24 protein-coding genes are annotated in these 26,083 nt (G+C 47.2%); 21 read left to right on the forward strand and 3 right to left on the reverse strand.

Annotated features, from left to right (window positions below; genetic code table 11):
• Positions 1-86: 86 nt before the first annotated feature.
• The gene (locus tag MCG46_RS00445) at positions 87-1,511 is read right to left on the reverse strand and encodes a DEAD/DEAH box helicase (protein WP_240276590.1); all 1,425 of its coding nucleotides are present in this window, start codon (positions 1,509-1,511) and stop codon (positions 87-89) included.
• A gap of 289 nt (positions 1,512-1,800) precedes the next feature.
• Here MCG46_RS00445 and MCG46_RS00450 point away from each other — a divergent pair, with 289 nt between their 5' ends.
• The 11 genes from MCG46_RS00450 (at position 1,801) to ltrA (ending at position 13,177) form a co-directional block, all read left to right on the forward strand.
• Positions 1,801-2,415 (forward strand): hypothetical protein, encoded by a 615-nt coding sequence (locus MCG46_RS00450; RefSeq protein WP_240276592.1) that lies wholly within the window; start codon positions 1,801-1,803, stop codon positions 2,413-2,415.
• Between the two features lie 95 nt (positions 2,416-2,510).
• On the forward strand, positions 2,511-3,317 hold the full coding sequence (locus MCG46_RS00455; protein WP_240276594.1) for a MerR family transcriptional regulator: 807 nt from the start codon (positions 2,511-2,513) through the stop codon (positions 3,315-3,317).
• Between the two features lie 71 nt (positions 3,318-3,388).
• Entirely contained in the window at positions 3,389-5,038 is a 1,650-nt protein-coding gene (locus MCG46_RS00460) for an FAD-dependent oxidoreductase (protein WP_240276596.1), read from the forward strand.
• Between the two features lie 257 nt (positions 5,039-5,295).
• Entirely contained in the window at positions 5,296-6,639 is a 1,344-nt protein-coding gene (gene mnmE / locus MCG46_RS00465; protein WP_240276598.1) for a tRNA uridine-5-carboxymethylaminomethyl(34) synthesis GTPase MnmE, read from the forward strand.
• A 10-nt stretch (positions 6,640-6,649) separates the two neighbouring features.
• Complete coding sequence (locus tag MCG46_RS00470; RefSeq protein WP_240276600.1) at positions 6,650-7,072, forward strand: RDD family protein; 423 nt, start codon at positions 6,650-6,652, stop codon at positions 7,070-7,072.
• A complete protein-coding gene (locus MCG46_RS00475) occupies positions 7,057-7,845 on the forward strand; it encodes a TatD family hydrolase (protein WP_240276602.1) in 789 nt (262 codons plus the stop codon). Before MCG46_RS00470 ends, MCG46_RS00475 begins: the two co-directional genes overlap by 16 nt.
• 45 nt (positions 7,846-7,890) lie before the next feature.
• Entirely contained in the window at positions 7,891-8,709 is an 819-nt protein-coding gene (locus MCG46_RS00480) for a 3D domain-containing protein (protein WP_240276604.1), read from the forward strand.
• Between the two features lie 100 nt (positions 8,710-8,809).
• Complete coding sequence (locus MCG46_RS00485) at positions 8,810-9,202, forward strand: GntR family transcriptional regulator (RefSeq protein ID WP_240276611.1); 393 nt, start codon at positions 8,810-8,812, stop codon at positions 9,200-9,202.
• Positions 9,203-9,205: 3 nt separating this feature from the next.
• Positions 9,206-10,063, forward strand: a complete 858-nt coding sequence (locus MCG46_RS00490; protein ID WP_240276613.1) for an ATP-binding cassette domain-containing protein — start codon at positions 9,206-9,208, stop codon at positions 10,061-10,063.
• Positions 10,050-11,291, forward strand: a complete 1,242-nt coding sequence (locus MCG46_RS00495; protein WP_240276615.1) for a hypothetical protein — start codon at positions 10,050-10,052, stop codon at positions 11,289-11,291. The genes MCG46_RS00490 and MCG46_RS00495 overlap by 14 nt, the downstream gene beginning before the upstream one ends.
• Positions 11,292-11,878: 587 nt before the next feature.
• Complete coding sequence (gene ltrA / locus MCG46_RS00500) at positions 11,879-13,177, forward strand: group II intron reverse transcriptase/maturase (RefSeq protein ID WP_240276617.1); 1,299 nt, start codon at positions 11,879-11,881, stop codon at positions 13,175-13,177.
• Positions 13,178-13,344: 167 nt separating this feature from the next.
• On the opposite strand, the gene MCG46_RS00505 is transcribed toward ltrA, so the two are convergent.
• A complete protein-coding gene (locus tag MCG46_RS00505) occupies positions 13,345-14,259 on the reverse strand; it encodes an AraC family transcriptional regulator (protein ID WP_240276619.1) in 915 nt (304 codons plus the stop codon).
• Between the two features lie 298 nt (positions 14,260-14,557).
• Here MCG46_RS00505 and MCG46_RS00510 point away from each other — a divergent pair, with 298 nt between their 5' ends.
• The 9 genes from MCG46_RS00510 to MCG46_RS00550 all read left to right on the forward strand — a co-directional run bounded on the left by MCG46_RS00510 (position 14,558) and on the right by MCG46_RS00550 (position 24,892).
• Positions 14,558-15,619: an extracellular solute-binding protein gene (locus MCG46_RS00510; protein WP_240276620.1), complete on the forward strand. Its 1,062-nt coding sequence runs from the start codon at positions 14,558-14,560 to the stop codon at positions 15,617-15,619.
• Between the two features lie 95 nt (positions 15,620-15,714).
• Complete coding sequence (locus tag MCG46_RS00515; protein ID WP_240276622.1) at positions 15,715-16,797, forward strand: ABC transporter ATP-binding protein; 1,083 nt, start codon at positions 15,715-15,717, stop codon at positions 16,795-16,797.
• Between the two features lies 1 nt (position 16,798).
• Positions 16,799-18,454, forward strand: a complete 1,656-nt coding sequence (locus MCG46_RS00520) for an ABC transporter permease (RefSeq protein ID WP_240276624.1) — start codon at positions 16,799-16,801, stop codon at positions 18,452-18,454.
• A gap of 38 nt (positions 18,455-18,492) precedes the next feature.
• Positions 18,493-20,163, forward strand: a complete 1,671-nt coding sequence (locus MCG46_RS00525) for a sensor histidine kinase (RefSeq protein WP_240276626.1) — start codon at positions 18,493-18,495, stop codon at positions 20,161-20,163.
• Entirely contained in the window at positions 20,163-20,954 is a 792-nt protein-coding gene (locus tag MCG46_RS00530) for a response regulator transcription factor (RefSeq protein WP_240276628.1), read from the forward strand. Before MCG46_RS00525 ends, MCG46_RS00530 begins: the two co-directional genes overlap by 1 nt.
• A gap of 302 nt (positions 20,955-21,256) precedes the next feature.
• Positions 21,257-21,805 (forward strand): ribonuclease M5, encoded by a 549-nt coding sequence (rnmV, locus tag MCG46_RS00535; RefSeq protein WP_240276630.1) that lies wholly within the window; start codon positions 21,257-21,259, stop codon positions 21,803-21,805.
• A complete protein-coding gene (rsmA, locus tag MCG46_RS00540; RefSeq protein WP_240276632.1) occupies positions 21,798-22,673 on the forward strand; it encodes a 16S rRNA (adenine(1518)-N(6)/adenine(1519)-N(6))-dimethyltransferase RsmA in 876 nt (291 codons plus the stop codon). The genes rnmV and rsmA overlap by 8 nt, the downstream gene beginning before the upstream one ends.
• A complete protein-coding gene (locus tag MCG46_RS00545) occupies positions 22,645-23,511 on the forward strand; it encodes a 4-(cytidine 5'-diphospho)-2-C-methyl-D-erythritol kinase (RefSeq protein ID WP_154239890.1) in 867 nt (288 codons plus the stop codon). Before rsmA ends, MCG46_RS00545 begins: the two co-directional genes overlap by 29 nt.
• A gap of 19 nt (positions 23,512-23,530) precedes the next feature.
• A complete protein-coding gene (locus tag MCG46_RS00550) occupies positions 23,531-24,892 on the forward strand; it encodes a sulfatase-like hydrolase/transferase (RefSeq protein WP_240276633.1) in 1,362 nt (453 codons plus the stop codon).
• A gap of 93 nt (positions 24,893-24,985) precedes the next feature.
• On the opposite strand, the gene MCG46_RS00555 is transcribed toward MCG46_RS00550, so the two are convergent.
• Positions 24,986-25,231 (reverse strand): hypothetical protein, encoded by a 246-nt coding sequence (locus MCG46_RS00555; protein WP_240276635.1) that lies wholly within the window; start codon positions 25,229-25,231, stop codon positions 24,986-24,988.
• A gap of 139 nt (positions 25,232-25,370) precedes the next feature.
• On the opposite strand from MCG46_RS00555, the gene MCG46_RS00560 reads away from it, so the two are divergent.
• A complete protein-coding gene (locus tag MCG46_RS00560; RefSeq protein ID WP_240276636.1) occupies positions 25,371-25,973 on the forward strand; it encodes a hypothetical protein in 603 nt (200 codons plus the stop codon).
• Positions 25,974-26,083 lie beyond the last annotated feature (110 nt).

Consider the following 26,083-nt stretch of genomic DNA (forward strand, 5'->3'; position numbering starts at 1 on the left):
CGAATCCTTTCACAAGCAAAAAAAAGAAAGCAAAATTCAGGAGTTTCCCGATCGCTTTCTACTCTGTCATTTTCATGGAATTTGAGTCATTGTTGATGAGCCAGTTCCATTCGGCGGGCTTTTCCCTTGATCATGATTTCTCCCTTATCTATAAGAGCTTCGGAATCAGCCTGAATTAAGGTGACAAAAGTAACCCGTTCCTGGACTTCAATTGTACCAATCTGTTCTGCGGAAAAGCCCAGGCTGCAAAATGCGCCGACGATATCGCCAGGCCGCAGTTTGTGCTGACGGCCGGCGCGGATGAGAAGGGTCGTCTTGTTCTGCTTCAATGCCGCCGCTTTTTCCGGCTGAGCCTGCGTTTTCGTTTTCCAATGAGCTAAGCCGGAATGATCGTCAAACAAATCTATTTCCAAAGTTTCACTGTTCACCGCCATGGTCTGCAAAAAGGCCGAGTAGCATGTCTGTTGTCCCGAGGTCAGAAGGACTGCGGAAGTACCCGGCTGATCAATCCGTCCGCAGCGCCCGCAGCGATGGATAAACGATTCTAAACTCAGCGGCAGATCCCAGTGGATGATCAGCGACAGACCATCAATATCCAAGCCCCGGGCAGCGACGTCGGTTGCGCATAAGATTCGCAGCTGACCCCGACGGAATTGTCTGAGTACGGCAAACCGCTGGTCCTGTTCCATTCCGCCGTGCATCGCTTCGGCGCACAATCCGCGTTTTTTAAGCTGATCGGCCACTTCCTGCGCACTGCTTTGACGTTCGCAGAAGACAATGGCCGAGGGAGCTTGAAATCGGGATAACAGATTCAGCAGGCCTGTCATTTTTTCTGATTCCTGAACGGTCAGGGAGGTCAGATGAACATTCTGGTTGGTTTGGCGGGGCGAGTCGATCTGAATCATCAGCGGATCATGAACCGTGATTTCCGCCAGCTGCAGAATTTCGGGACTCAGCGTCGCCGAAAACAGACAGGTCTGAATGGGGGAAGGCAGCTGTTTCAGAATCTGATGAACCGTTTCCGTCAATCCCAGCGAGAACATCTGATCAGCTTCATCCAGAACGATCATCCTCAAAGCGGAAAGATCCAAAGTTCCTTGCTCAATATGATCCCAGATTCGGCCAGGCGTGCCGCAGACAATCTGAACACGCTGTTTCAGCTGAAACTTCTGACTTTTCATCGGCTGACGGCCAACCAGGCGGACACAGGTCAATCTGCGAAACAAACTGAAATTTTGAATTTCCTGTGTGATCTGATCTGCTAATTCGCGGGTTGGCGCAAGGATCAGAGCCTGCGGCCGACGCTCCTCAAAATGACAAAGCTGGCAAACGGGCAGGGCATAAGCCGCGGTTTTTCCGGATCCAGTCTGGGCCTGAACCAGGCAATCCTTTCCTTCCAGAAAGGCGGGGATCACCTGTTGCTGAACAGGCGTGGGCTGGGTGTAATGCAGCGCTTCTATGGCTTGGCGCAGATCCTCTTCCAGCAAATCAAAAGCTGAGTTGAATTTCATGATAAAACCTCCTGTTGGGTTTCTATTATATAAGGATAAATAAAAGCATCCGGGTCTCAGCATACCAGCAGAAGCAGAAAAACACAAGGATTATATCCAAAGCGGGATTGTCATTGGATCGTAAAAATTCTTCGATCTTCTCTATGGTACAATTAGAAAACAAAGAAAAACTGAAGAATGAAGTTCAATAAAACTTTAGATTTCACGGCACGCGGCTGTTGAAATCCTGTATCACCATTATAAAAAGGATGGAGAGACGAAGCAAATCGATTAAAGAGGAGACGAAAGCATGAACACACGATGGGAAAATACGTTGTACCAGCTTGGCAGCTGGCTGCTTATCGATATGGCAATCGCGTTAGGTTATTGGCAAATGGGAGGCTGGAAAAATTTTACCCATGAGCTTTTCAATGGATCTTGGATTCTTCCAGGCAGTGCTTCTTTGATCGCAGTCACACTGGGGATGATGATCTTCGGTGTTTATCTGCGCCTTCTTTGTGATGAACCCGTGCGCCTTCTCCGCTTTGTCATAGGTCTCATTGTCTTGATGCTTCTGCTGCGTTTGATGGAATTGGAAACACTGAGCTGGATATTTCTAATGATAGGCAGTCTTGTACCGCAGTTTTTCCTATCGCTGTTTCCGATTGGCGATTTAGTTCGAGGACTGATGCCCATCCTGATCCTCTTCTCCGTGATTTTCCAGATCGTTTTGACTGGCTTTTATTTGTGGAAAAGCAAGGAGATCCGTTGGGGATTGATCGCAGTCAAGCTGGCGTTCTTCACCCTGTTTCTGCTTACCTGTCTGTATCCGGATACGCTTGTAAACGTCGGGATCAGTTTCCTGGATTGGATCAACGGCTTTTGGTTCGCTGAATTTGCGCTTGTTCACTGGGGACATTTTTAATCAGAACGGGAAGTGGGAACGAGAAAAATGAGCTGCGATATTCCCGTTCATTTTTTAGGCTGTGACCATGATACAATAAAAGCGGGGTGATCGCGATGAAGGACGGTTGGTTTACGATCAAGGAAGTCTCTGATTTATTTGATAATACGCGCGGAGCGATCCGTTTTTATGAAGAAAAAGGTCTGATCCATCCGCGGCGGGATGAACATGGCTTCCGCTGGTACAGTATTGATGATATTTTTCAGCTGTTTTATCTGAAACGCTATGCGTCGATGTCTTTTTCTTTAGATGAAACCTTGCATACCTTCGTCAAGGAAGCGCATTTAACCTTGCCGGAAATTCAGGAACAAATCTGTAAGCGGGAAGCAGAACTGGATGATCAAATTGAACGCTTAATGCAGCAGCGAAAAAGTTTGCAGAACTATCGCAGACTGCTTTTGGAATGTCAAAATCCTCTTCTGCGCTATGAGGCCTGTCCCGATTATGTAAGTCTCTGCGCCGAAGCTTTTAACTCAATGAGTGAAGCAGATCTGCGGTTATTAAAATCGTGGATTGCCGCAATGCCTCTGACAAGTGTGCATGGCGATCTGATTGAGGATGAAACCGGTCTGCATTTTGTTTCCAGCTTAGGCATTCCGGAAGTCTATGCTGAGAGGATGGGCTTAGGATCACATCCAAGGATGCGTCGCTTGCCCCGCTCTTTGGCAGCCGTACGCTGTGTCCGTTGTGAATGGGAAAGGATGCCGGATCAGCTGATCGAACAGGCGCTGGCCTTGCGCAAAGAAGTGGAAGAGGCAGGGAAAACCGTGCACTCCTTTGTCAGCACCAGCCTGATTCTTGTTCATACCGTGGAAGGAAAAACCATCGAATATCATAAATGTTATGTTCCGGTACAGAATTGATAAAATAATCACTTGCCTGTACAGTACCTGTATACCCTACAATAACCTCAGAAATGAGGAGGAATATTTCTATGGAACTATCAAGAAGAGCCTTTTTAAAAAGCTCCCTGGCGGCGGCCGGGGTGGGTGCTCTGGGGTTGTTGAGCGGCTGCAGCACGGATCAGCCTTCAGCGCAGACAACCCCTTCAGCGCAGCCGGATGATGCCTCTCAGACATCCTCTCTGGATGCGCCTTATGCGGCGCTGGATGCCAGTGCGATCACGGAAAAAACAGTCGACTTCGTCGTTGTCGGAGCCGGGCCTGCGGGCTTGTGCGCCGCGGTCAGAGCCGCGGAGAACGGCGTTTCTGTCGCGGTGATTGAGAAAACCGGGGCAACCGGCGGCTGCGCAAAATTCGGCATGGGGATCTTAGCGATCGGCACCGAGCTGCAGAAAGCGCAGGGGGATGTGCTCAATCTGGATGAAATGTATAACATGTTCACTGAGTATACGCATTACCGCACTGACTGCGTGCTGATGCGGCGCTACTTTGAAGAATCCAAAGAGACACTGGAATGGATTGAAGGCATGGGCGTTGAGTTTGAGGAAGCCGCGCGCTACTTTGAAAAATCCTATCCAACCTGGCATATCGTTAAATCTGAGGAAGGCGTGATCGGCGGCGGACAAGCCAAAACGATGACCGATCATCTGGAAGCTCGGGCCCGGGAGCTGGGCGTTGAATTCTACATGGAAACTTCTGCCTGCCGCTTAGAAACCGAAGCGGGGCAAGTCAAGGGCGTTTGTGCTTACAATGCAGATCAAACCCAGGGCTACCATTTCCAATGCCATGCGGCCTTGATCGCCACCGGCGGCTTTGGCAACAATCCGGAGTGGGTAAAAGAACAGTTCCATCTCAGCCTGAATGAAGATTTCTTCGGGATGCGGTTTCCGGGCCATGAAGGCGACGGCATTCAAATGGCTTGGGATGCCGGCGTGAAGGAATCAGCAATGATCGAAGAGATGATTTTCGATATTTTCCGGCCGAATTCTTCCGGCTCTTATACCAATGACATCAAGCTGATTATGCAGCAGCCCAATTTGATGGTGAACCAGCAGGGACAGCGGTTCTTTAACGAAGAACAGGTTCAGAATACGACATATACCGGCAATTCCTTATGCAATCAGACCGGCAATACAGGTTTCATGATTCTCGATGAGGCAATTAAGCAGAGCTATGTCGAAGCTAACCATGTCGATTTCACCAGCCGTGTTTGGAATACTGATGATTTCACTCAGTTTGACGCGAATTTCAAAACGATGGAAGAATCCGGATATACCGCGATCATCAAAGCTGATTCGTTAGACGAGCTGGCCGCGAAGATGGGCATTGACGCCGCAGGTCTGACAGCCACGGTGGAAAGCTACAATCAGCTGTGTGCTCAAGGCTATGATCCGCTGGGAAAGAGTGCGGCTTATCTCAAACCGATCACCACGGCGCCGTTCTATGCCGCTCAGTATTATCCATCGAGTTATGGAACCCTGGGTGGAATCAAGGTTAATTCAAACCTGGAAGTGCTGGATCAGAACGATCAGGTCATCGCGGGTCTGTATTCCGCCGGAACGGATTCCTGCACGGTCTATGGCGACAGCTATATGTTCTTGCTTCCAGGCAACACGATGGGCTATTCCGTCAACACCGGAAGGTTTGTCGGAGAAGCCGTCAGCGAACTGCTGAAAAAATAGATTCAATCCCATCTCAGGCAGAACTGGAATCGAAGGGTTCCAGTTTTTGCTTTCTTTTCTCATCTAACAAAAAGGCAGAGAAAGGATGAAAACAAAACTATTGAATTAACAATGATTCTTAAAAAATGCTTAAAAGGATAGAAATGTTTTCCAAAAGATTGGAAAAATCCCTTATTTTAAAGGGAGATTGAAGGATTTCACTAGGCAAATCTAAAAAATATGGTAAACTGTACCATGAACATTTCGGAGGTGAGAGTGTGCTGAACGATACGATAGCGGCGGTCTCTACCGCTTTGCAGGACGGGGCGATTTCAATCATTCGGATAAGCGGCCCGGAAAGTCTGATCCTTGCAGAAAGGCTGTTCAGCCGCAGCGTAGTGGACCAGCCGACGCATACCGTTCGGTATGGGTATATCCTGGATCCGATCAGCCGGGAAGCGGTGGATGAGGTGCTGTTGACGGTTTTCCGCGCGCCGAAAACCTTTACGTGCGAGGATGTCGTAGAAATCAGCTGCCATGGCGGCCGCTACATCACCCGAAGGATTTTGGCACTGGTGCTGGCCGAAGGCGCTCGGCTGGCTGATCCCGGAGAGTTTACCCGCCGGGCTTTCCTCAACGGCCGCATCGATTTGACTCAAGCGGAAGCGGTGATGGATATGATCGACGCGGACTCTTCCCAGCAGGCGCAGATGGCGATTCAGGGCATTCGCGGCAGCATCCGCCGTCTGGTTGAACCGCTGAATGAAGCCCTGCTCAACATCATTGCTAATATTGAAGTGAATATCGATTATCCTGAATATGAAGATGCCCAGCAGCTGACCTGGGAAAGCGTTCTGCCGCAGGCCCGCCGGTGGCTGGGGCAAATGGATGAAATTCTGCAGCGCGCCGAAAGCGGACGAATTATGAAAAAAGGCGTAAAAACCGTCATTCTTGGCAAGCCGAATGTCGGCAAGTCGAGTCTGCTCAACGCCCTTTTGGAGGAAGACAAAGCGATCGTTACTGAAATTGCCGGAACAACCCGGGATCTGGTGGAGGGTGAAATCCATCTGCGCAATGTGACGCTGCATCTGATCGACACGGCCGGCATTCACAAAACGGATGACCGCGTGGAACAGATCGGCATTGAGCGGTCAATGAAAGCGCTGGAAGAAGCGGAACTGATTTTGATCGTGCTCGATGCCAGCCGGCCGCAGGATGATGAAGACCGCCGTCTGCTCGATCTGACCGAAGGCCGCAACCGCATTGTCGTCGTCAATAAAAAAGATCTGGCGCCGCAGTGTGAGGATCGTTCCGGAACAATTTCCATCTGTGCCGCGCAGAATCAAATTGAACCGCTGATCGATGAGATCAATCAGCGTTACGAACACCATCATGCGATGCTGGAACTGCCGTCATTAGCCAATGAGCGGCAGATCGCTTTAGCTCGGCAGGCCCGTCAGTCCATGGCTCAGGCCGTCAGTGCCCTGGAAGAGGGAGCGGAACTGGATCTGGTGACGATTGACCTGCAGGCAGCCTACATGGCATTAAAAGAAATCATCGGCGAAGCCAGTCGGGAAGATCTGCTGGATGCGCTGTTCTCCAAATTTTGTTTAGGAAAGTGAGGGAAATCCCATGAAATTATTTGTAAACCGTTTTATTGCTTTAGTGATCGACAGCCTTCTGATCGGAATTCCGGTCGGAATTATTGAAATGGCATTTTCGCTGATTCGCTGGATTTTAAGCTGGCTGCCGTTTCTGCATCATTTCCGCTTCCTGTTTTCGACATCCTTTTTGTTCGTGATTGTCTATGCTTTGTATGAGGCAGCGATGATTTACTTCGCCAGCGGGACGGTTGGCAAGCTGATCATGAAGCTGGAAGTCGAGAAGGAACGCGGCACTATGACTTTCGGTGACTGCCTGATCCGCGGCGTGATGAAAGCTTTCTCGCTGCAGATCTGGATTCTGGGCGTGTTCTCTGCGATTCTGGCCTATTCGGATCAGCACAGTTCATTGCATGATCGGATGGCCGGCACTTCAGTATGGGAAAAGCTCTAGGCTGGATTGATTCGCACTGTCATCTGACCTGTGCTGATCTGATTGAAGAGGCTCAAGGGGTCCGCCAGCGGGCGCTGGAAGCCGGTGTGGTGCGGATGATGATCGTGTGCTGCCGGCTTGAAGAAGCCGAAGCTGCCTTGAAAATGAAAGCGGAAGATGCGCGTTTTGACGTCGCGGTAGGCTTTCATCCCAGTGATCTGCGTGATTTTACGGAAGAAGACTGGCATAAACTAGAAACTCTGGTCTATAATGAGAATGTCACGGCCATTGGTGAAATCGGCCTGGACTACTATTGGGATAAGGACAACCACCCCGAACAACAAGCGGCGTTTATCCGTCAGATTGAGCTGGCAAACCGAGTTAATAAGCCGATTCTGGTGCACAGCCGCGATGCGATCGCCGATACGTTTGCCATCCTGCGCGATCATCCGGCAGTGCGGCGCGGGATCATCCATTGTTTCAGTTCCAGCCGGGAAATGGCCCGGGAGTTTGTCAAGCTGGGCTATACGATCGGCCTGGGCGGACCGGTGACCTTCAAAAATGCCAAGACCCCAAAAGAAGTGGCAGCCGATGTGGATCTGAATTATCTTCAGATCGAAACCGACTGTCCCTATCTGACGCCTGTTCCGTATCGGGGAAAACGGAACGAGCCGATGTATCTGCCGCTGACAGCTCAAACGATTCTGGAGCTACGCGGAATTGATGAGGAAGTGCTGAAGCAGCAGCTTTGGGATAACTATCAAGCCTTATTCCATCCGCAAGACGAACTCTGAAAATAGAGAAGCGTCTACGATCTCTGGTGAAAGGAGGAAAATAAAATGAAAAAAGCCGTGCTTTTTGGAATTTTAGTATGCTTAGGTCTGGGCATGACCGCATTGATCATGATCCCGGAAGAAGTCAAGACACCACTGATCCTGCAGACCTTTAGTTATTCGCGAGCCGCAAGCGAAGAACCGCTTCCGTACAGAACTGCACAGGAAACAATCACCACTTTCCTGGAAGCGCAGGATACGATTTTTGTCCATCCGGAGGAAATCCCGGCTAACGGTGTTTCCTGGATGATCTCCAAGACGGATGACGGAAGTCCGAAGGTTCAGAATGATACGTATGAAATGACCTACGACCAGGAGGGCAATCTGTTGTCCCGTGTCCTGGTTCCTTATTCGACAGAAGTGATTGAAGCCCAGCCGATCGTCATGAGCTATGGCTCAGCGGTCAAGGAAGAAGCTTATTTCTATTCCAGCCGGGTTACTTCCTATGGCGCAGATTGCGTCGGATGCGGCGGGGGAACGCCGGCCGGCATTGCGATCAGCACCTCCGGAGTCCGTCAGTCTGACGGTACCTGGAAAGATGGAATTACTTATGACGGTTATTATTTAATCGCAGCGTCATCCACGCTCCCGCTCTGCACCCTGGTTGAGATCAGCGACCATAAGTTCAATGGTCAAGGATTAACCCCAGGCGAACCATTTCTAGCAGTGGTTGCCGACCGCGGCGGCGCTGTACAAGGATCCACAATTGATCTGTTTACCGGTTCGGAAGCTTATCCGAGCGTACGTAACGGCAAGCGCTCCAATGTCAAGGTTTCGATTGTGGACTTTGGCCGCAAACGGGCTAACGGCTGTCGGTTTAATTAAAAATCAAAGAAGAGAAAGAGGGCATTCTGGTTCAGGATGTCTTTTTTTTGGACTTGCGCTTTAACTGTGTCTATCATATAATAACAGTGGAGGAAGAGTTATGCGCATACTTCTGGATCCCAGTTCCCATGATCCGAATTATCTGCAGATCGAAAACGCGATTCGATCGGCAATCTGTCAGGGACAGCTGCACCCTCAGGAACAGCTGCCTTCGATCCGGCAGCTGGCGAAACAGCTGCAGGTGGCAATCATCACGGTCAAACGGGCGTATGACGACCTGGAACAGGCAGGATTGATCGAAACCCGTCAGGGTAAGGGGTGTTTTGTCTGTCCGATGGATCTGTCCGACCTTTACCAGCAGGCCGGAAGTCAGCTGAAGCAGGAGTTTCAGACGACTTTGGATAAAGGTTTAAAGCTGGGAATGACGGTTGAACAGATTCAGGAATTATTTAATCAGGCCTGTCTTACTGTGATTTCTGGAAAAGAGGAATAAACAATGAGTGAATATGCGATCAAAGCTGAAAATCTGCAGGTACAATATCCAAATTTTGAATTGGCTGTGGATCAGTTTTACTTGCCAAGCGGTTATGTGATGGGCTTGATCGGCCGCAACGGCGCAGGCAAAACAACCTTGATTGATGCTTTGCTGGACTGTACGCCCGCTCATGCAGAACATTGTGAGCTGTTGGGGATGCGGATGGATAAGCAGCAGCGGCTGATCAAAAATCAGATCGGTCTGGTCAGCGACCGCTTCATTTTTCCTAACGCTTATCATGCGATGAAACTGATACGCCGGATCGGGCCGTTTTATGACCAGTTTGATGAATCTTTGTTTCGATCCTTAATCAAACAATTTAAGCTGCCGTTAAGCAAACCGTTTGGGGAATTTTCAGCGGGAATGAAAGCGAAGCTTTCGATCATTTTCGCCCTTGCCCATCATCCGAAGCTGATGATCCTGGATGAACCGACGGCTAATCTTGATCCGGTATCCCGACGGGAAGTGCTGAATTTGTTGTATGAGTTTATGCAGCAGGAAGATCATTCCTTGTTGTTTTCCACTCACAATACAGCAGATTTAGATAAGATTGCGGATTATGTTACCTGTTTGGAAAATGGCCGGGTGAAGTTTTCTTTATCGAAAGAAACGTTATTAGAAGATATTCAGCATTTCCGGTGTGAAGGAAAAATGCCCAAAGCCATGAAGGAATTCGTACTCAAGCCGAAAGCGACGGAGACGGGCTGGGAAGGCGTGTGTACCCGTGCGAGTCAGTTACGGCATCTTCCGGTGGAATTTACCCCCTTAACTCTGGAAGAAATCATGTTAGCTCAGGATTTGACTTATGAAGACTTCTGAAATCCTGCGCATGGCCTGGGGGTATTGGCTTAGCTGCAATAGCGGACTTTTGGGCATTGTCTTGATCGCGCTGCTTTTATCGCTGCCCTTCGTCACGTTTGGGATGATGGCGCTGTTATTCGGCACAATCGTCCTGACTGGCAGCATGCTGGACTGGCGTAAGGAAACGGAAGGCAATTTTGGCTTGATGCTGGAAAGTTTGCCGATGAGCGGACGAGATCGGAAAAAGATCTTAATCCTTGATGTTGCTTTTAATTGGTTTGGGATCTTCGGCGGGTGCGGCTTGTTGATCATGGCCCGTAAGCCTGAAATGATGGGGATTATTTTATTAACTTGTGCTCTCTATTGGCTTTTATACAGCTTCATCGTTTTACGGTGGGAAAAAGAAAAGCAAGTTCTCAACACGTGGAGAACTGGAATTTTGTTTTTGGCCATGACGCTGATTGCGATCATGGCAGCTCAGGAAATTGCGGATCAAACGTTGTTTTGGGCGGAAGTTCTGCTTGCTTTGATGATTATCGGTATGTACTTCGGATTAACCCGATTTGAATTGGTTTCCAAGCAGAAAGCGGATTCTCAGTCGGAGAAGGAGTTCTCCTGGTTCCCGGAATCCATCCGTGGGGTGCTGGATCTGGCGGAAATCGATCTGCATAGTGAAAGTGTTTCAATGACACAGTTAGGACGAGCTGTGATGCTTGTGGCAACTTTTGGAAGTCTGGTGCTTCTGTCGGGAAGCTATGTGTATCTGATCTTTTTTATCACAGATTTCGTGGTCAGCTGGCATTTGACAAAGAAATTTCAAAGCGGGATGTACGCTGTCAATCTGATTCCCGTTTCCCGTCTTACACGCCTAGGCTGCCAGCTGCTTGTCCAAAGCTTAACGCTGGCGGGTTTATGGGGAGTGAATCTCATTTCTCTGGGAATTCAGCTGATCTTACCCACTGCCAGTGCTGGCCTGCCCTTCACATTCAGTGCTGCTCTGATTTCGATCTGTGCTACGATCAGCTTTGTGGCTTATAGTCTGACCTGGGGTTCAGGATATCATCAAAACTCAAGAACTGCATCCTATTTTATAGGCTACTTGATTGTGTGCCTTTGTTCAGCCGGAGCCTCTGCCGGTAAAATTCCGTTTTTGCAAACGGGGTTATTCTGGGGCTGCCTGCTGCTGGTGAGCTTCGTTCTTATCGGCCTCTGGCTGCGGAAGCAGGCTTGCCAAGGCGGGCTTTAACCATAGAACAGAGAGGAGATAAAAAGTTTCCGAGGATTGTTGCGGAAGCTTTTTTCGCTGTGTGCCAGGCATGACATATATCTAACTGGTGAAAGTCCAGTCACGGGTAGTTGCCGCCAAGTGTAGTGAACCACAAGCCGTTGGTAGTGATACCATGGGTGAAGGAAGTGGTGTAGCGAATCTTTCGAGCTTACGAAAAGAAACTTGATGAGGCTAAATGGTGGATAAGGTTGCAGTACAAACCAAAGTCCAAAAGGTAAACGTAAAACCAAGACAGTAAATCAAGAGGTTGTGAAGAGAAAGATATATGTCTTACCCTGGGAGATCTTGCGAACAAGGAAGTCCAATAAACTTTAAAATCAGTGATGGTACCCATGGTCGAAAAAGGTTTATCGCAAGAAGTCAGATGAAGTCATAGTAGGTAGAAATACCGAAGGACTGAAACGTTTATAGAGTGCGAATCGCTATAAGCAATGTTTGGATAGTCCGAAAATGAGGATAGCCTAGAACTGTGAATCGTAAGCACAGATGGTGAAAGTAGTGGGGATGTTTCCAAATCGATTTACAAGTAGAAGGAGGAGCAGCAAATGAAATTAATGGAAAAGATTTTAAGTGAAGAGAATTTGCAAAAGGCAATCAAAAAGGTCAAACAAAACAAGGGAGCACCTGGAATGGATAAGATGACAGTGCAAGAAGTCGAACAAGGGTTTGGACAATATCAAGAAGAAATTGTTTCCTTGATAATGAACAAGCAATATCGACCCATGCCAGTGAAAAGAGTCTATATTCCAAAACCAAATGGAAAACAAAGACCATTAGGAATACCAACCGTTGTTGACCGAGTTATCCAACAAGCTATTCTACAAGAACTCACAAAAATCTATGAGCCTATATTCAGTGAACATAGTTTTGGATTTCGACCAAGGCGAAGTGCACATATGGCAATGGAAGAAGTGTTAAATAACTTAAATGATGAATACGAATGGATAGTTGATTTGGATATTGAAAAATTCTTTGATACCGTAAATCATGACAAATTAATTTCAATCTTAAGAGAGAATGTCAATGACGCAACAACATTACATTTGATAAGAGCCTATCTAAGAGCAGGTGTGTTAGAGGATGGACTCGTCAAAAGTACTACGGTTGGCACACCTCAAGGAGGACCAATTAGCGTTATTTTATCAAATATCTATTTAGATAAATTGGATAAAGAGCTAGAGTCTAGAAACCTTAAATTTGTAAGATACGCCGATGACTGTATGATCTTCGTCAAAAGCGAAATGAGTGCGAACCGTGTAATGAAGTCAGTGACATCATGGCTAGAGAGAAAACTATTCTTGAAAGTGAGTGCAACAAAGACAAAAGTCGTCCGCCCAACGAAAGGGCAATTCCTAGGATTTACCTTTTATAAGAATGGACAAGATTGGAAATGCGTACCTACGAAAGATAGAAAGAAACGACTGTATTCTAAGATTAAAACATTGATGAAGAGAAAACATGCCATATCAAGACCGCTGGCAGTTACATTTGCGAAAGTAAATCAAACTGTAAGAGGTTGGATAAACTATTTTAAGATAGGTAGCATTAAAATGTTTCTTGATGAATTTGGGCAATGGCTACGCCATAAGGTACGATGTATCATCATCAAGCAATGGAAGAAACCAAAGACGATATATAGAAATCTAATGAAGCTAAATATAGTGAGCAAATGTAAGTTTAGCGAAGAAGATATCTATAAGTGTGCTAACACGAGATTAGGGTGGTATAAAAGAAGTGGGATGAATATCGTAAACTTTACATTATCACCAAAAGTTTTAGGCATAAAGAAAGGGGACAGACCAGGTTTAGTCAATCCCCTAGAATACTATCTTAAGAGTTTGTGATTCGATATAAATGTAGAGCCGTATACGAGACCCGTACGTACGGTTCAATGAGAGGGGCGAAAGTTAAAACTTTCCCTCTACTCTATTAAAAAGAACGATATAAAGAATAATACAAAGAAAGAACTGAGGTATTGTTCTTTTTGATCGTGTTTTGTTTTGAACAGGATTTATTCACCCTGAATTTTTATCCAAATTTCCATCTGATATCCATGGTCTTTGATTAAACTATATTTTTCAGCGGAGAAGGGATCGACGTGGAGCTGATGTGCAGGTAACCAGGTACCAAACAAATATTTTCCAGCTTTATCCAGGATATCAGTTACCAGCATTTCAAAGGTTTCGGCTTCGAGCTTACACACGATATATTCTCCTTTCGGCAGAGTGACTGTTGTAAAATTGGAAAGTTTCGGACACGCGGTAATCAGCGGTGCACCTGCGAAATAAGTGAAGGTTCCTTTCTGCGGATCGGCCTGATAAGACATTCCTAGTTCATAATCAGGGCTAATATAATCGGACAATTTTGCTTTTTCGTGATGAAAAGAAGTCCAAAGCTCTCCCGGCATATCTATTCCGGTACTCTCACCCATCGGTATCTGCCCAGCGATGGATACCTCGGCTTCAACGCCAATAAAGGTTTTTGCGGAGTTGAAGGTCTTCCGTTTGATTTCCATCAGAAAATCATCCAGAAGTAAAGGAACATCTTCATCGAGATGCTGATAAGCTAAAGCAATCTCGGGTTTGATCAACGTATTCAGCCGAGGTTGATTTTGTCGATAAGCAGAAGGTGTCAGTCCATACGCCTCCTTAAAAGCCCGGGTGAAATGGGCGTGGCTGGAAAATCCATACTCCAGCGCCAGATCCACGATTCTGCAGTCCTGCTGTTTCAGAGCTTCGGCGGCTTTTGCCAGTCGGCGAAGCTGAATATATTCCTGCGGTGATTTGCCGACTAAGCGTTTAAATAATTTTTGAAAATAAAACGAGGATAAGGATACCTGATCGGCCAGGTCCTGTGTCTTCATTTCTTCAAACAGATGTGCTTCAATTTCATCAACAGCGGTTTGTATTGCTTCCCATGCGTGCATGATTGAGTCCTCCTAAACTGTTTCCATTATATCAAAGGAAAGGACCTGCGGCTTTTCCCGGAATGTCCTTTTTAAATGTGAAAACGGTCAAGCAAAGAAGATCTTTTTTCGGTAAGAAGGACAAGCCTGCGAATGGGACAAAAGACAAAAGGATGCATTTGATCGTAGAGGAGCGCTGTCAAAAACAAAGAAAGTTCAGTAAAATGTCGGTATTTTAGGATAAAATAGCTGATTTTTCGCATAGTAAAGCGCTTACATTTCACATACAATAAAGTCAGAAAACCGAGGAGGGAATGAAATGAAGAAATTAACTACGCTTCTGTTGGGCATGCTCTTAGTCTTAGCGGGCTGCGGTTCACCAGCAGAAAAAACACCGGAAACCAACGCGCCGGACGACCATGCCGATTCAGGAACCATCACAATTTATACGCCGACTGCCCAGGATAATCTGGATGTCATGATTCCAGCTTTCGAAGAAGCGACCGGCATCAAGGTTGAAGTGATTCGCGGTTCTTCGGGCGAAGTCTATTCCCGCATTCAGGCCGAAGCCGAGAATCCGAAAGCCGATGTCGCCTGGATTCCAACCAGCACCGTCTTGTTGGATACATCCTATTTTGAAGCCTATACTTCTGCCTACGATGATCAATATGATGAAACCTTCCGCAATACCTCCGGCTTTACCACTCAAATTGGATACAACGCTCCGGTTATCATTTACAATACCAACCTTGTAGATTTTGAAATTCACGGCTACGCCGATCTGTTAAACCCAGAATTAAAAGGCAAGATCGCAATGGGAAATGCGGCCAGCAGTTCAAGCGCTTATAATCACCTGGAAAACATGCTTTTAGCCATGGGAACCGGGACGACCAATGATGAAAAAGCAGCGTCGAAAGAAGCTTGGGATTTCGTTCGGGCATTCTATGAAAATCTGGACGGCAAGATTGTCGACAGCTCCAGTGTTACATATGAAGGCGTTCTGTCTGGCGAATATGCGGTAGGCATGACCTGGGACACACCGGCGCAGGCCTATATGGCTGAAGGGATTGACAACTTGAAGGTCGTTTATATGGATGAAGGCGTCATTCCGGGAACCAGCAGCGTCAGTCTGATCAAAAACGGTCCGAATCCGGAAGGGGCAAAGAAATTCATCGACTGGTTTGCTTCACCGGAAGGCCAGTCGGTTTATGGGATGGACTGCCTGGGTGCAAATCCAATTCTGCCGGGAGCCAAGGTTGCTGATTATAAGCTGGGCATCAAAGATCTGAACGTCATTCCGCGGACGACAGAATGGCAGGCTGAGAACAAAGAGAAGATTTTGGATCTGTACGAGGATATGTATTTGGAAATCTTTGAATAATCCAATCATCCAACAAAGGGATAGATAAACATATCCCTTTGTTCTTCTCAGCAGTAATCATAAACATGCAAAATTAGTGAACAGGAGGGGCTACGATGAGCGTATCCATTGATATTCAGCATGCCGTGAAGCGATTTGGAGATAAAACCATCATTCCGGATTTGTCGCTGCACATTGAAGAAGGGGAATTCTTTACTCTGCTGGGATCCAGCGGCTGCGGTAAGACAACCTTGCTCAGAATGATCGCCGGCTTTAACAGCATTGAAGGCGGAGAGTTTTATTTTAACGAGAAACGGATTAATGACCTGCAGCCTTATAAACGCAACATTGGAATGGTGTTTCAAAACTATGCGGTTTTTCCGCACATGTCTGCGGGCAAGAATGTCGGCTATGGCCTTAAACAGCGGCAGGTTAAAGAACCGGAATTCAGCCGGCGCGTGGATGAAATTCTGAACGTCATGCAGATTCAGGAACTAAAGGATCGAATGCCGGCCAACATGTCCGGCGGGCAGCAGCAGCGGATCGCTCTGGCCCGGGCGATTGTCATTCAGCCGGATGTCCTGTTGATGGATGAACCGCTGTCCAATCTGGATGCCAAGCTGCGGGTAGAAATGCGGCTGGCAATCAAGCGCATTCAGAACCAGTTTAAGATTACGACACTTTACGTTACCCATGATCAGGAAGAGGCGCTGTCCATGTCAGATCGGATCGCGGTCATGAATCATGGCGTGATTCAGCAGATCGGCAAACCGATGACGATCTATTCCCATCCACGAAACCTGTTTGTAGCGACGTTTATCGGCCAAAGCAATTTGTTTGATGCTGAGGTGGTCGAATGCGAGGGAAAGAAAGCGTTAAAGTTCTTTGACGGCAGTCTGCAGGTCATGCCGCGGCTGCAGAGCAGCGTTCCAGTTGGAACACCAGTGAAGGTTGTCATCCGGCCTAATGAAATTGATTTTGCCGATCAGGGTATTGTCGGAACGATCGTGGAAACAATCTATCTGGGAGCGGAAATCCGATATACTGTAAATTTGGATAATGGCCAGACAGTTGAAGTTTCGCATGACATCAAACGCCGGTTTGCCCAAAATGGCGAGGTCGTGCACCTGGCTTTTGATCATACCCGGGCCAATGCCTTTGACGCCCAGACCGAGCTGTCGCTGATGGAGGAAAAATAAGATGAGCCGCAAACGCTGGAAGCTGGACGGCTGGACGCTGGTGTCGCTGCTGTGTTTCCTTTACTTTGCCGTCTTCTTTATCTATCCGATTACCCGTATTCTCATCAGCAGTGTCTACGATGCAGCGACCAACACCTTTGATTTCAGTTATTTTATTAAATTCTTTTCCAAGAAATATTACACCAATACAATCATCAACAGCCTGAAGGTAACGGTGCTGGCTACGGTGTTTACCTGTGTTGCCGGAACCGCTCTGGCCTATGTGACACGAACCGTGAAAATTAAATTTAAGAGCACGCTGGATATCCTGCTGATCATCTCTGTCGTGTCTCCGCCGTTTATCGGCGCTTATTCCTGGATCACTCTGCTGGGACGGCAGGGCGTTCTGACCAAAATAATCAATCAGGTATTTCATATTACCTATCAGGGAATTTACGGATTCGCGGGAATCCTGCTTGTCTTTACAATTAAATTGATTCCGTTAGTGTATCTGTATGTTTCCGGAGCCTTAAAAAGTATGGACAGCTCGCTGAGTGAAGCGGCAGAAAGCCTGGGCGCTGTCGGCTGGCGGAAAATCAAAGACATCGTCATTCCGTTGGTGCTGCCGACAATCCTGGCTTCCGGTCTTTTGGTCTTCATGCGGATCATGGCCGATTTTGGCACACCAAAGCTGATCGGAGAAGGCTACCGTACCTTGCCAACGCTGATCTACGATTCGTTTGTCGGTGATCTGTCGGCCGATAAGCGCCTGGCAGCCACAATCAGTGTGATTGTCGTCCTGTTTACAACGGTGATTTTCTTAGTCCAACGGTATGTTTCCAACCGCAAGCAGATCGAAATGACCGGCATGCATCCGATTGAACCGCGGGCAGAAAAAGGGTTTAAAAATATTCTTTGCCACTTCTATGTCTATCTCTGCGTCTTCCTGGCGATGCTGCCGACGCTGGTTGTGCTGCACAACTCCTTCCGCAACACCAAGGGAACGATTTATCTGCCGGGCTATTCATTGAACAATTATAAAAAAGCATTCAGCACGATGGGGCGAGCCATTACCAACACCTATCTCTATTCCTTTGCGGCGATTCTGCTTGTTGTGATCATCGGTGTGATCATTGCCTACACTTCCGTCCGCAGGAAAAACAAGCTTACCAATGTTCTGGACGTGATTTCGATGTTTCCTTATATTATTCCGGGATCCGTTCTGGGCATATCCCTGATCTTGGCGTTCAATAAAAAACCGCTGCTGCTCAGCGGAACGGCGCTGATCATAATCATGGCCTATGTCATCCGGCGCTTGCCTTATACAATCCGAAGCAGCTCGGCCATTCTTCGGCAGATTGACTTGGGTGTCGAAGAGGCATCGCAGAGTCTGGGAGCCAATCCTGTGAAAACCTTCTTCGCTGTGACGCTGCCGATGATGGCTTCCGGGATTTTGTCCGGAGCGATCATGAGCTGGCTGTCGATCATCAGCGAGCTGAGCGCTTCTGTGATGTTGTGGGTTACATCAACGCAGACACTTTCCATCGCGATCTATTTTCAGGTCATGGATGGAAACTACGGCGTCGCCTCGGCTTTGTCAAGCATCCTGATTCTGACGACGATTGTCGTGCTGCTGCTGTTTTTCAAAATCACAGGCAAGCGTGAAATTGAATTATAAAGTTCTGTTATAATAAGAAATACAGAAAGAAAGGACTGATGATTATGGAAGAAACGCAGTTTCCTTATCATAAGGTCATTCAGGAAAAGCTCGTCAGATCGACGCTGATCCCGGTGGCTTTGTTAGGAATGGCGCTGATCGTCATCACGCCCTTTCTTTTGGTTTTTCTGCTTTGGCAGCAGGTCAATCATGAAGCGTATCTGGCCAGTCAGGCAGTCAGCGTCCCGTTAAAGGAATACATTGAAGGCATGAAGCAGCTGCAGTCAGATCCCAAACTGATCTCATTTCTGACAAGCGGCGAACATTCCATCGAAGCGTATGAACGACTTTATCAATTCCGCAATGAACAATCCGTATTTGCGTATTTCCAGCTGGAAAATGAACAGTACAGTGCGGTGCAGATGCCGCCGTCCAGCGCCAACCGCCTGCTTCCCTCCATTCGGGCGGAGGTCAGCCGCAGTTCAGAAATTGTCGGCAGCACCAGCACGATGACAGGACTGTTTACAGATCCGATCCTGTTCACACTGTCCTGCCGGATGGGAGAGGAAGGTCTGGGTACCTTGTCCTTTCATTTTACCGAAGGCAGTCTGAAAGCTCTGCTTCAGCAGGGCGGTGTTCATTCGATGCTGCTCAATGCCAGCGGTCGGTTACTGGTCAGTACCGATCCGATGTTTGCGGTTTATGAAAGGCTGGAGGATCAGCCGATCGTGGGGCAGCTCAGCCGGATTAACGGTGAAATCATGCTGATTCAGAAAACCCCGCTTTCGGTATTGGGTTTATCTGTGTGGACAGTTCACTCACTGGATATTGTGATTTCTATGATGGCCGCGGAATTGGTCATCGGGTTTCTGATCTTTCTGTTCTGCGCGTATTTTATCGATAAAATCAGCCGCATGACTGCCCGCAGCAGTCTGAAAAATGTGGATAATTTATTTTTGTCCTTACAGAGCTATGCTCAAAGCGGCCGGCTAGAATATCTTCCGGAAGAAGAAAATGAAATGCGTCCGATTGCCCAACAGTACAATCGTATTTTGGATGAAGTCAAGCAGCTGATCGATCAGAACGGGGAGCTGCAGAAACAAACCCGAATCGCTCAGATCCGTCAGCTGCAGTCGCAGTTTAATCCGCATTTTATCTTTAATACGCTGGATACCATTAAATATATGATTGTGCTGGATCAAGATAAAGCGGAAGACATGATTGTCCGCTTATCCAAGCTGCTGCGTTATTCACTGGATGCTTCTGAGGAATCCCTGGTTGATCTTGATCAGGATCTGGCTTATATCGAGGATTATCTGCAGCTGCAGAAGATCCGTTTGGGTGAAACCTTTCGTTATCAGATCGAAGCCCCCAAGCATTCCGGTCTGCGGATACCCAAGATGGTCATTCAGCCGATGGTGGAAAACAGCCTGGCGCATGGATTTGTGCAGGATCGGGAGTTCCGGCTGCAGATTAAGATTCGTCAGGAAGGCGAGATACTGCAGGTCATCGTACAGGATAATGGCGAAGGCATGGATCAAGTTCAGCTCAATCAGATCCGCAGCGATCTGAAAACCATGCGGGAAGACTACCGGCATATCGGGATTATGAACAGTCATAAACGAATCCTACTGCATTTTGGCGAGGGATGCGGGGTGCAGGTGGAAAGCGTCCTTCATGAAGGAACGACAATCACCCTGACAATGAAAGCAATGGGAGGAACAGGCTGATGATTCGGATTCTAATTGTGGAAGATGAAGCGATTCTGCGCCAGGGATTTCGGCAGTCGCTGGATTTTTCTCGGCTGGGTTGTCAGATCTGCGGTGAAGCCCGCAATGGCAAGGAAGGGCTGGCCCTGATCCGTCAGCTGCATCCTGATATTGTATTTACCGACTTGAAGATGCCGGTGATGGACGGCTTGGAAATGCTTCGCCAATCGAAGGAAACGGAACAGTATGAGGCGGTGATTTTGACCGGCTATGGTGAATTCAGCTATGCTCAGGAAGCGATATCTCTGCAGGTGGCGGAATACTTGTTAAAACCATTTAACCGCAAAGAATTGGAGGCGGTGCTGATCAAGCTGACCGAGCGGGTGCGGAAGAAGCGGGAACAATCCAATCCGATGATTCCAGAATCCATTCAGGTGCTGATGGAGATTCCCGCAGGCTGTTCGGCCTATGTTCAAAGCGCGGCGGAATGGATTGGCGTGCATTATGCCCAACGGGTTACCGATGAAATACTGGCGGAAACACTGGGGGTGTCTGCGGATTATCTCAACCGCCTGTTCCGTCGGGAAACCGGCTGGACGCTGCATCGCTATCTGAATCGTTACCGCATTGCCCAGGCATGTCTGCGGATTTTGTGGGGCAGTGAGAAGATTTATGAAATTGCAGAACAGGTAGGTTTCAGTGATTATAAATATTTCTTTCAGGTATTTACACGGTTAACCGGAGTATCGCCGACGCAGTATAAGAAAGTTCAGATGTCTTCCGTAAAGAAAGATGCTGAAGCAGATCGGTGAACTGCCTCAGGTGATTCTGGCTGAAGCGTAAGCCGTGAAACAAAAGGACCGAAATCAATGATGCATCTAAAACAGGGAAGATGAAGGGGTATCTTTCTGGTTATCTGAATTCTAATTCAGATCTATAGCTAACTGAGCGGGTAAAGATCGATTCATGGAAAGGAAACGGGAAATTTCCAAGTCCGGTCTTGACTTTTAAAGTTAGCTTTTTTCTAGTTTGTTGGAATCTGAAAGTCCGCTGTGATAGTGTTTGGCGCTTATCTGCCACTTATGATAAAATAAAAGCGGAATGAGGAACGAACATGAAGATCAAAGAAATCATCGTCGTGGAAGGTAAAAAAGACACGGCGAATTTAAAACGATGGCTGGATGTGGATACGTTGGAAACCAGCGGTACAGGTTTGACAGACAGCACGCTGGATCAGATCCGGCAATGGGCCACAACCCGCGGCGTGATTATCTTTACCGATCCGGATACACCGGGAGATCAGATCCGTCAGCGGATCAATGAAGCTGTACCAGGATGTAAGAATGCCTTTTTGCCTTCGGGGAAAGCCTGGGAAATTGTCCGCGGCAAGCGCAAGGTTGGTGTGGAACATGCCGGAAAAGAAGAGATTCTGGCTGCTTTGGAACATTGCCTGACCTATCAAACTAAGGATGAATCTACGCTGAGCTGGCAGGAATTTGTTGAGCTGGGTCTGACCGGCTTGCCCAACAGCGCTGAAAAACGGCGTGAAGTCGGAATCCGCTGGCATGTTGGTGAAGCGAATGCCAAAACGTTATGGAAACGTCTGAATATGCTGAAAGTGACGAAAGCCATGTTGGAAGAAGGGCGGGATACCGATGAATAAACCGATTGCCACGATGGCGCGCACGAATGAAATTTTGGAAAAATATGATCTGTACGCAAAGAAGAACTTCGGACAGAACTTCATTATTGAACCAGGTATTGTGGAAAAGATTGCGCGCTTATCCAAAGCGGATGAGCACAGCGCGGTGATCGAGATTGGCCCGGGAATCGGCGCTTTAACTGAACAGCTGGCGCATGTCGCCGGTCAGGTGCTGGCGTTTGAGATTGATGATCGGTTAATTGATGTACTGGCCGATACCCTGTCTGCCTGTCCCAATGTCACGGTTGTTCATCAGGACTTTCTGGAAGCCGATTTAAACGCAACCGTCAGCCAGCTGAAAACAACCTGGGATCAGGTTCTGGTGTGCGCTAATCTGCCGTATTATATTACGACTCCGATCTTATTTAAAATCTTTGAAAGCAAAGCTGATATTCCGGTGATTACGGTTATGATGCAGAAAGAAGTAGCGGATCGCTTCACTGCTTCGGTTTCCACCAAGGACTACAACGCCCTGAGCGTGATTGTGCAGTATCAGTATCAGGTGCAGACGGTGATGAAGATTCCCAAGACGATCTTTAATCCCCGCCCAGCGGTGGATTCCGCCGTCGTGCAGTTTACCAAAAAGCAGCCGGACCGCATCGCCGGCGATGAAGCCTTGTTTTTTGCGCTGGTTAAAGGATGTTTCAAGCAGCGCCGCAAGACGCTCTACAACAATTTCCGCGAATATCTGCAGGACAAGGAGGAAGCGATGCGGCTGCTGAACGAAGCCGGATTGGAGCCTTCGCTGCGCGCGGAAACGATGACGTTGGATCAGTTTCTCGATCTGTATGAGGTGACCTATGAAACAAAGAGCTTACGCGAAAATTAATCTGTGTCTGGACGTCGTATGCCGGCGAGAAGATGGGTATCATGAACTGGAAATGATCATGGCTCCGGTCAATTTATACGACACGCTGAATTTTGAGTTCTGTGATGAACTGCGCCTGCAAAGCAATGTCCCTTATCTGCCGTTAGACCGCCGCAATACGATCATCAAGGCGATTGAGCTGCTTCGGGAGGAATATGGATTCAAGGAAAACTTTGAAATCACCCTGCAGAAGCACATTCCGACTCAGGCCGGCATGGCCGGGGGCAGCACCGATGGCGCGGCGGCGATTCGGGCGCTGAATAAGATGCTGCGCTTAGGGATGGATAATGACAAGATGGTGGAAATCGCCAAGAAGGTCGGGGCGGACGTGCCGTTTTGCCTGCGAAGCCGTCCGGCTTTTGTCACGGGTATCGGTGAGAATCTTGAACATTTCCGCGTGCATACACCGTTCTATCTGTTATTAGTGAAACCCTATAAAGGCGTATCAACTAAAGTTGCTTTTGAAACACTGGATTTCAGCAGTGCGCAGCATCCCGATTGTCGGAAAATGCGTCAGGCTTTGATGAATAATGATTATGACGGAGTGATTCAATCGCTGGGCAATACGCTGGAACAAAGCGCCTTTAAGCTTGTTCCGCAGATTGCGGCCATTAAAAAAGATCTGTTGGCAATGGGTTTTGACGGAGCTTTGATGTCGGGCAGCGGCTCGACGGTTTTCGCTTTGACGCGGGATCCTGAGCTGTTGGAGAAAGGGGCGGCCGCGATGCGGAAGAAGGCTGCGTTTATCCGCAAGACCGAACTGCGTCCGCAGGAAACAGTGAAGCGTAGTTTTTATTAGAATAGAAAAGAGGAAGAACATGAAGCCGAATATCGTATTTTATTTTACCGATCAGCAGCGCTGGGATACCTTGGGCTGTTATGGCCAGCCGCTTCCGATTTCCCCGGTTTTGGATCAGCTGGCCGAATCCGGCGTACTCTTTGAACAAGCTTATACTGCACAGCCTGTCTGCGGGCCCTGCCGGGCTTTATTTCAGACAGGATTATATCCTACGCAAACCGGCTGTTTCCGCAACAGCATCGCTTTGCCAGAAGGGGTTAAAACCCTGGGAGATTACCTGACGGAGGCTGGCTACGAAACCGGATATGTTGGAAAGTGGCATTTGGCCAGTACAGGAGAACTGGAAAAGAAACCGGATATCGACTATACGATAACCGCGGTTCCGCCTGAACTGCGGGGTGGCTATCGGGGTTTCTGGAGAGCAGCTGACGTTTTGGAATTTACATCCCATGGCTATGATGGCTATGTCTTTGACGAACACATGCAGAAGCGGGAATTCAAAGGTTACCGCGTGGACTGCATTACCGATTTTGGGCTGGAATTTTTAGATCAAGTTCAAAAAGACAAACCGTTCTTTTTAACGATCTCGCACATTGAGCCGCATCATCAGAATGATCGGCATTGTTATGAGGGGCCGGCAGGTTCTAAGACCCGGTTCCAGGATTTTGTGTTGCCTGCGGATTTACAGGCTCTGCCGGGGAATGCGGCCGAGATGTATCCAGATTATTTGGGCTGTTGCCGCTCTTTGGATGATAACTTAGGCCGTGTAGTGGACAAGCTGAAAGCCATGGGCGTATGGGAGAATACGATCCTGATCTTCGCTTCCGATCACGGATCCCATTTTATGACCCGCAATCGGGATGCCCATTTAAACGGCTATGATGATTACAAGCGTTCCTGTCATGACGCCTGTCTGCATGTGCCGTTAGTGATCTGCGGGCCAGGATTTGAAGGAGGCAAACGAATCAGCGAACTGGTCAGCACCGCTTCGCTGCCGAAAACAATTTTAGCCATGGCGGGCATCGACGTTAGAGATCAAATGATTGGCGAAAATCTGCAAACAGTGGTTGATGGTAAAATTCAGAACCGGCCAAACCGAATTTTTGCCCAGATCTCGGAAAGCCGTGTGGGCCGCTGCATCCGCACTGCGGATTATCTTTACAGTGTGTATGCGCCGGGCGTGCATGGCGGAGAGGTTATGGACAGTGATCTCTATGAAGACGATTTCTTATATGATCTGAAAGCCGATCCAGCTCAGCTGCACAACTGTGTCGCAGATCCTCGTTATCAGAAGATCAAGGATGACTTGCGGGCACAATTAGTTGAGGAAATGATCCAGGCTCACGAGAAAAAACCGGTTATCCGTGACGGAAGTTTGTAAGGCTAAAAAAGCTTATTCTCCAGATTATCTAGGTGAATAGGCTTTTTATTTAAAAGATTAGAAGGAATTAACGGTTTTTGTTAAAGCGCAAAACTATTTTTTTCCAGATTTCTCAGCCGTTTTTCGATTTTTCCATTCTAAAAAAAGTTGAACACCCCCGAGAATTACAAAAAGCCAAGATAAAACATATACTGAAATCATTTCATGGTCCCACATATAACTATGCCAATATAAAAAGTAAGATGTAGTAGCAACCAAGATTATATAAGTGATGTGAATAATGAGCAACCCTATGAAGCCTAAACCTAATAAAACTAATGCATAGTCGTTTCTTTTCATAAATTACACTCCTTATCATCTTTTATTTTAATATTAACAAGAAACGATTAGGAAAAACATAGTGATTTTTTTGCAAAAAAGCACTTATTGATTTATTCAGTGATCAAATTTAAAATTGGGATCATAAAGGAGGCCTATTATGAAAACGTTAAAATTAGTCATTTCTCTACTGCTTTTTGCAACATGCTTTATCCAGCCAGTATCTGCAGAAGAAACAGTTGAGGGAAAACCTCAATATCCAGAAGAATGGGGAGTTGAAGGTGTTGATTTTGATGTTTCGTTTAGGAATTATGATAACATTAATGATATACATCTTAATGAATCAGTGCCTTCACTCTATGCATGGCCAGGCTATTCGTTGCGGAATATAAAAAATAGTGGCACTTGGACAGATTACAATATTGTTATTAGCAATAGTGTAATTAATGCCGGGAGCAGTAAATCTTTGACAGTTTCCAAAAGTATAAAAACAACGGTAGAAGGTGTTTCTTCTTTTGGTGCTCAGGATTTTAATGTAAAAATAGGCGTTAGTACATCAGCAGAAGTTTCGATATCGGAAACGTATAATGTTAGTTGTCCAACATCCTATGGAGGAAGAACAGTAGCTCAGTGCAATTATATTTACTATCCAAGAATGACAACTTATACTTTTGATGAATACTTATTAGAAGTTAAATCAGGTTCAGGCAGCGCTAAAGTTTTTTCAGGGCTACATGAAGGAATTAGTTATATTTATAAGTGAAAATAAAAAGCCAAATTTAAATTTGGCTTTTCTATAGACTAAAGAGGTGTATATATGAAATTAGTTTCCATTATTGGATTATTAATCAAAGTTGTGCTAGAATCGTCGAT

This window comes from Holdemania massiliensis (assembly GCF_022440805.1).
Taxonomy (GTDB): Bacteria; Bacillota_I; Bacilli_A; order Erysipelotrichales; family Erysipelotrichaceae; genus Holdemania; species Holdemania massiliensis_A.

Bases quoted from the DNA above. Each gene is read 5' to 3' on its own strand.
- ltrA (WP_240276617.1), top strand. From the start codon at position 11,879: ATGAAATTAATGGAAAAGATTTTAAGTGAAGAGAATTTGCAAAAGGCA.
- MCG46_RS00450 (WP_240276592.1), top strand. From the start codon at position 1,801: ATGAACACACGATGGGAAAATACGTTGTACCAGCTTGGCAGCTGGCTG.
- MCG46_RS00525 (WP_240276626.1), top strand. From the start codon at position 18,493: ATGATTATGGAAGAAACGCAGTTTCCTTATCATAAGGTCATTCAGGAA.
- MCG46_RS00530 (WP_240276628.1), top strand. From the start codon at position 20,163: ATGATTCGGATTCTAATTGTGGAAGATGAAGCGATTCTGCGCCAGGGA.
- MCG46_RS00485 (WP_240276611.1), top strand. From the start codon at position 8,810: ATGCGCATACTTCTGGATCCCAGTTCCCATGATCCGAATTATCTGCAG.
- MCG46_RS00560 (WP_240276636.1), top strand. From the start codon at position 25,371: ATGAAAACGTTAAAATTAGTCATTTCTCTACTGCTTTTTGCAACATGC.
- MCG46_RS00490 (WP_240276613.1), top strand. From the start codon at position 9,206: ATGAGTGAATATGCGATCAAAGCTGAAAATCTGCAGGTACAATATCCA.
- MCG46_RS00555 (WP_240276635.1), bottom strand. From the start codon at position 25,231: ATGAAAAGAAACGACTATGCATTAGTTTTATTAGGTTTAGGCTTCATA.
- MCG46_RS00545 (WP_154239890.1), top strand. From the start codon at position 22,645: ATGAAACAAAGAGCTTACGCGAAAATTAATCTGTGTCTGGACGTCGTA.
- MCG46_RS00550 (WP_240276633.1), top strand. From the start codon at position 23,531: ATGAAGCCGAATATCGTATTTTATTTTACCGATCAGCAGCGCTGGGAT.
- MCG46_RS00495 (WP_240276615.1), top strand. From the start codon at position 10,050: ATGAAGACTTCTGAAATCCTGCGCATGGCCTGGGGGTATTGGCTTAGC.
- MCG46_RS00455 (WP_240276594.1), top strand. From the start codon at position 2,511: ATGAAGGACGGTTGGTTTACGATCAAGGAAGTCTCTGATTTATTTGAT.
- MCG46_RS00510 (WP_240276620.1), top strand. From the start codon at position 14,558: ATGAAGAAATTAACTACGCTTCTGTTGGGCATGCTCTTAGTCTTAGCG.
- MCG46_RS00475 (WP_240276602.1), top strand. From the start codon at position 7,057: ATGGGAAAAGCTCTAGGCTGGATTGATTCGCACTGTCATCTGACCTGT.
- rnmV (WP_240276630.1), top strand. From the start codon at position 21,257: ATGAAGATCAAAGAAATCATCGTCGTGGAAGGTAAAAAAGACACGGCG.
- MCG46_RS00480 (WP_240276604.1), top strand. From the start codon at position 7,891: ATGAAAAAAGCCGTGCTTTTTGGAATTTTAGTATGCTTAGGTCTGGGC.
- rsmA (WP_240276632.1), top strand. From the start codon at position 21,798: ATGAATAAACCGATTGCCACGATGGCGCGCACGAATGAAATTTTGGAA.
- MCG46_RS00460 (WP_240276596.1), top strand. From the start codon at position 3,389: ATGGAACTATCAAGAAGAGCCTTTTTAAAAAGCTCCCTGGCGGCGGCC.
- MCG46_RS00515 (WP_240276622.1), top strand. From the start codon at position 15,715: ATGAGCGTATCCATTGATATTCAGCATGCCGTGAAGCGATTTGGAGAT.
- MCG46_RS00505 (WP_240276619.1), bottom strand. From the start codon at position 14,259: ATGCACGCATGGGAAGCAATACAAACCGCTGTTGATGAAATTGAAGCA.
- MCG46_RS00520 (WP_240276624.1), top strand. From the start codon at position 16,799: ATGAGCCGCAAACGCTGGAAGCTGGACGGCTGGACGCTGGTGTCGCTG.
- MCG46_RS00445 (WP_240276590.1), bottom strand. From the start codon at position 1,511: ATGAAATTCAACTCAGCTTTTGATTTGCTGGAAGAGGATCTGCGCCAA.
- MCG46_RS00470 (WP_240276600.1), top strand. From the start codon at position 6,650: ATGAAATTATTTGTAAACCGTTTTATTGCTTTAGTGATCGACAGCCTT.